The organism is uncultured Amnibacterium sp., from assembly GCF_964245895.1.
Taxonomy (GTDB): Bacteria; Actinomycetota; Actinomycetes; order Actinomycetales; family Microbacteriaceae; genus Amnibacterium.
In genome coordinates, this window is the sequence record NZ_CAXTOQ010000207.1 from 1 (window position 1) to 4,864 (window position 4,864).

General features: G+C 73.0%; 2 protein-coding genes and 1 pseudogene. 2 read left to right on the forward strand and 1 reads right to left on the reverse strand.

The window, feature by feature from the left end; genetic code table 11:
- Positions 1-248: pseudogene (locus ACFE60_RS17625) on the forward strand (MerR family transcriptional regulator); the annotation flags it as partial.
- 427 nt (positions 249-675) lie between these two features.
- Here ACFE60_RS17625 and ACFE60_RS17630 read toward each other — a convergent pair.
- On the reverse strand, positions 676-1,512 hold the full coding sequence (locus tag ACFE60_RS17630; RefSeq protein WP_375390161.1) for a ParA family protein: 837 nt from the start codon (positions 1,510-1,512) through the stop codon (positions 676-678).
- A 73-nt stretch (positions 1,513-1,585) separates the two neighbouring features.
- Here ACFE60_RS17630 and ACFE60_RS17635 point away from each other — a divergent pair.
- Positions 1,586-4,864 (forward strand): pyruvate carboxylase (locus ACFE60_RS17635; protein ID WP_375390162.1); only part of this gene is annotated, 3,279 nt, incomplete at its 3' end.

Genomic DNA, 4,864 nt, shown 5'->3' on the forward strand with positions numbered 1-4,864 from the left:
AGCTCCGTGATCGGGGGATCACGGACCTGGCTCGCATCACATTGATGTCGGACGGCGCGAGCGTGTACCTGTGCACCACGCAGGAGGAGATCATCGATCTGCTCCAGCGGGGCCAGGGCGTGTTCGGCATCGCCGTCGGCAAGGTGCTGCGGGAGGTGGAGTCCAACCTGGTCGAGATCGAGTCCGACCAGACGTCGGACGCCATGGACGAGCTGGCGCTGCGCCGCGCGGCGCGCGCCGCCGGCTGAGCGCGGCACGACAGACGTCGCGCTGAGGACCCCTCGACTCGGGGGGTCCTCAGCGCTGTCTGCGTGTCGTGCGCTGCCCGTGCTCTGACGACGAGCACTTCGGCAGGAATTCCCGAGCACGTCAGCAGGAAGAACGACGTCCAGCAGGAAGAACCGGCCGGATTCTTCCTGCTGACGTGGATTCTTCCTGCTGAAGGGTTCCGCTGCGATTGCGGAGGCGCTTCGGCGGCCGCCGCCTGGTCCTCGGGCCGCCGGAGCAGGATCCGGCGGGAGCACGCGCCTCACGGCCGGCCGGCCGCCGTCTCCGAGCCCGTCGGCAGGAACATCCGAGCACGACAGCAGGAAGAACGACGTTCAGCAGGAAGAACCGGCCGGATTCCTCCTGCTGTTGCGGATTCTTCCTGCTGTCGTGCTCGGGGAGCGCGCCTCAGGCCGAGCGGCCCGCCGGCAGCTGCGTCGGGATCTCGGAGGTGGCGAACTCGCCGACGCGGCCGGTGCGCAGCACGCGCTCGAGCAGCTGGTCGAACATGCCCGCCAGCTCCTGCGCGCTCTCGCCCGGCCACACGTGCAGCGGCTTCGCCGCGCCCTGCGCCTGCTGCAGGGAGGTGCGCTCGGGCAGCTGCGGGCTGAGCACGAGCGGGCCGAACATGTCGCGCAGCTCCTTGATGCGGAACTGGTGCTCGAGGCTCTGCATGCGGGCGCGGTTCACGATGATGCCGAGCGGCTGCAGGCGCGGCGACAGGCCGCGGCGGATCTCCTCGATCGCGCGCAGCGCCCGGTCGGCCGCGGCGACCGAGAACAGCCCGGGCTCGGTGACGACGGACACCCGGTCGGAGGCGGCCCAGGCGGTGCGGGTCAGCGCGTTCAGCGACGGCGCGCAGTCGACCAGCACCAGCTCGTACTCGGCCTCGACGTGCGCGAGCGCCTCCTCGAGCTTCCAGATGTCGCGGACCGACGGGTGCGGGCCGTCGAAGTTGATCGCGGCGGGCGAGCCGACCATCACGTCGACGACGCCGCCGCGGCCGCGCGTCCAGCCCGACGGCGTGATCGCGGCGCGGACCGTCTTCTCCTTCGGGCTCGCGAGCACGTCGGCGACGTTGACCGCGGCGACCGGCACGTCCATGCCGGTGGACACGTCCGCCTGCGGATCCAGGTCGACGACCAGGGTCGAGACGCCTCGGGCGAAGGCCGCGGAGGCCAGGCCGAGCGTCACCGTGGTCTTCCCGACCCCGCCCTTCAGGGAGCTGACACTCAGCACATGCACGCCCAGTAGGTTAGCGGCGAAGCCCCACCGGGCCGGGGATCCGCCGCGCCCACGACGTGTTGGAGACGCTCCGGTGTTCACGAAGATCCTGGTCGCCAACCGCGGCGAGATCGCGATCCGGGCCTTCCGGGCCGCCTACGAGCTGGGCGCGAAGACGGTCGCGGTGTTCCCGTACGAGGACCGCGAGTCGCTGCACCGGCAGAAGGCCGACGAGTCCTACCAGATCGGCGAGCCGGGCCACGCGGTGCGCGCGTACCTCGACGTCGCGGAGATCATCCGCGTCGCCCGCCTGTCCGGTGCCGACGCCGTCTACCCGGGCTACGGCTTCCTGTCCGAGAACCCGGAGCTGGCGGACGCGTGCGCGGCCGCGGGCATCACGTTCATCGGCCCGCCCGCGCGGGTGCTGCGCAGCGCAGGCAACAAGGTGACCGCGAAGGAGCAGGCGATCGCCGCCGGCGTGCCGGTGCTGCGCTCGTCCCCGCCGAGCCGGGACGTCGACGAGCTGCTCGCCGCCGCGGCCGGCATCGGCTTCCCGATCTTCGCGAAGGCCGTCGCCGGCGGCGGCGGGCGGGGGATGCGGCGCGTCGAGACGGCGGAGGAGCTGCGGCCGGCGCTCGAGGCGGCGATGCGGGAGGCGGACAGCGCGTTCGGCGACCCGACGATGTTCCTCGAGCAGGCGGTGCTGCGGCCGCGGCACATCGAGGTGCAGATCCTCGCCGACGCCGAGGGCACGACCCTCCACCTGTTCGAGCGCGACTGCTCGGTGCAGCGGCGGCACCAGAAGGTCGTCGAGATCGCGCCCGCGCCGAACCTCGACCAGGAGACCCGCGAGGCGCTCCACCGGGACGCCGTCGCGTTCGCCCGGTCGATCGGCTACGTGAACGCCGGCACGGTCGAGTTCCTGCTCGACACCGCGGGGGAGCGGGCGGGCGAGCACGTGTTCATCGAGATGAACCCGCGCATCCAGGTCGAGCACACCGTGACGGAGGAGATCACGGACGTCGACCTCGTCGCCTCCCAGATGCGCATCGCCGCGGGCGAGACGATGGCCGACCTCGGCCTCGCGCAGGAGGACCTGCGGATCCGGGGCGCTGCGATCCAGTGCCGCATCACGACCGAGGATCCCGCCCAGGGCTTCCGGCCCGATACCGGCCGGATCACCACGTACCGGTCCCCGGGCGGCGCGGGCGTGCGGCTCGACGGCGGCACCATCAACCCGGGCGCGCAGATCAGCCCCCACTTCGACTCGATGCTGGCGAAGCTGACCTGCCGCGGCCGCGACTTCGCGAGCGCCGTCGCCCGCGAGAAGCGCGCGCTGGCGGAGTTCCGCATCCGCGGCGTCGCGACCAACATCCCGTTCCTGCAGGCGGTGCTCGAGGACCCCGCGTTCGCGGCAGGCGACCTGTCGACGGCGTTCATCGAGGAGCGGCCCCACCTGCTCCGGCAGAACCCCAGTCGGGACCGCGCGACCAAGATCCTGAACCACCTCGCCGACGTCACCGTGAACCAGCCGAACGGGCCGATCCCGCGCGGTCCGAACCCGGTCGACAAGCTGCCGGCGGTCGACCTGCAGGCCGCGCCGCCCGCGGGCTCCAAGCAGCTGCTCGACCGGCTCGGCCCGGTCGGCTGGGCGACGGCGCTGCGCGCGCAGACCCCCCTCGCGGTGACGGAGACCACGTTCCGCGACGCGCACCAGTCCCTGCTCGCCACCCGGGTGCGCACCCGCGACCTCGTCGCCGTCGCCCCGTCCGTCGCCCGCTCGACGCCGCAGCTGCTCAGCGTGGAGGCGTGGGGCGGCGCGACCTACGACGTCGCGCTGCGCTTCCTCGGCGAGGACCCGTGGGAGCGGCTCGCGCGGCTGCGCGAGGCGCTGCCGAACATCGCGATCCAGATGCTGCTGCGCGGCAGGAACACCGTCGGCTACACGCCGTACCCGACGGAGGTCACCGACGTGTTCGTCGCGGAGGCCGCGGCGACGGGCGTCGACGTGTTCCGGATCTTCGACGCCCTGAACGACGTCGCGCAGATCCGCCCGGCGGTCGACGCGGTGCTGGCGACCGGCACCGCGGTCGCCGAGACCGCCGTCTGCTACACCGCGGACCTGCTCGACCCGGCGGAGACCCTCTACACGCTGGACTACTACGTGCGCCTCGCCGAGCAGATGGTGCGCGCCGGCGCCCACGTGCTCGCCATCAAGGACATGGCGGGCCTCCTGCGCCCGCGTGCCGCAGCGCGGCTGGTGGAGGCGTTCCGCCGCGAGTTCGACCTGCCCGTGCACGTGCACACCCACGACACGGCGGGCGGCCAGCTCGCCACCCCGCTGGCCGCGAGCGACGCGGGCGCGGACGCGGTCGACGTCGCCTCCGCGCCGATGGCCGGCACGACGAGCCAGCCGTCCTTCTCCGCGCTCGTCGCCGCGCTCGCGCACACCGAGCGCGACACCGGCATCCCGCTGAAGGCGGTGGCCGATCTCGAGCCGTACTGGGAGGCGGTCCGCGCGCGGTACAGGCCGTTCGAGTCGGGCCTGCCCGGCCCCACCGGGCGGGTCTACACGCACGAGATCCCCGGCGGCCAGCTGTCGAACCTGCGCCAGCAGGCGATCGCGCTCGGCCTCGCCGACCGGTTCGAGACCGTCGAGGACCTCTACGCCGCCAGCAACGCGATCCTCGGCCGCATCCCGAAGGTGACGCCGTCGTCGAAGGTGGTCGGCGACCTCGCGCTGCAGCTCGCGGCGACCGACGCGGACCCGCACGACTTCGAGCAGCACCCGGAGCGGTACGACATCCCCGACTCCGTCGTCGGCTTCATGGCCGGCGAGCTGGGCGACCTGCCCGGCGGCTGGCCGGAGCCGTTCCGCACGAAGGTGCTCGCCGGTCGGACCGTCCGGGTCGGGGTCACCGACCTCGCGGACGCGGACCGGGAGGCGCTCGCCGCGGACCCGGCGACCCGCCGAGCGACCCTGAACCGCCTCCTGTTCCCGGGACCGACGAAGCAGTTCGGCGAGCTGCACGACCTGTTCGGCGACCTGTCGGTGCTCGACACCGCCGACTACCTGTACGGGCTGCGGCAGGGCAGCGAGCACACGGTCACCATCGGCCGCGGCGTCGACCTGTTCATCGGGCTGGAGGCGATCGGCGAGCCCGACGAGAAGGGCGTCCGCACGGTCATGACGACGCTGAACGGGCAGCTGCGACCCGTCTACGTCCGCGACCGCAGCGTGGCGGTGACCGTCAGCACGGCCGAGAAGGCCGACCCGAACCGGGCCGGTCACGTCGCCGCGCCCTTCGCGGGCGTCGTCACGATGCAGGTCGCGCAGGGCGAGCAGGTGGCGTCCGGCACGACCGTCGCGACC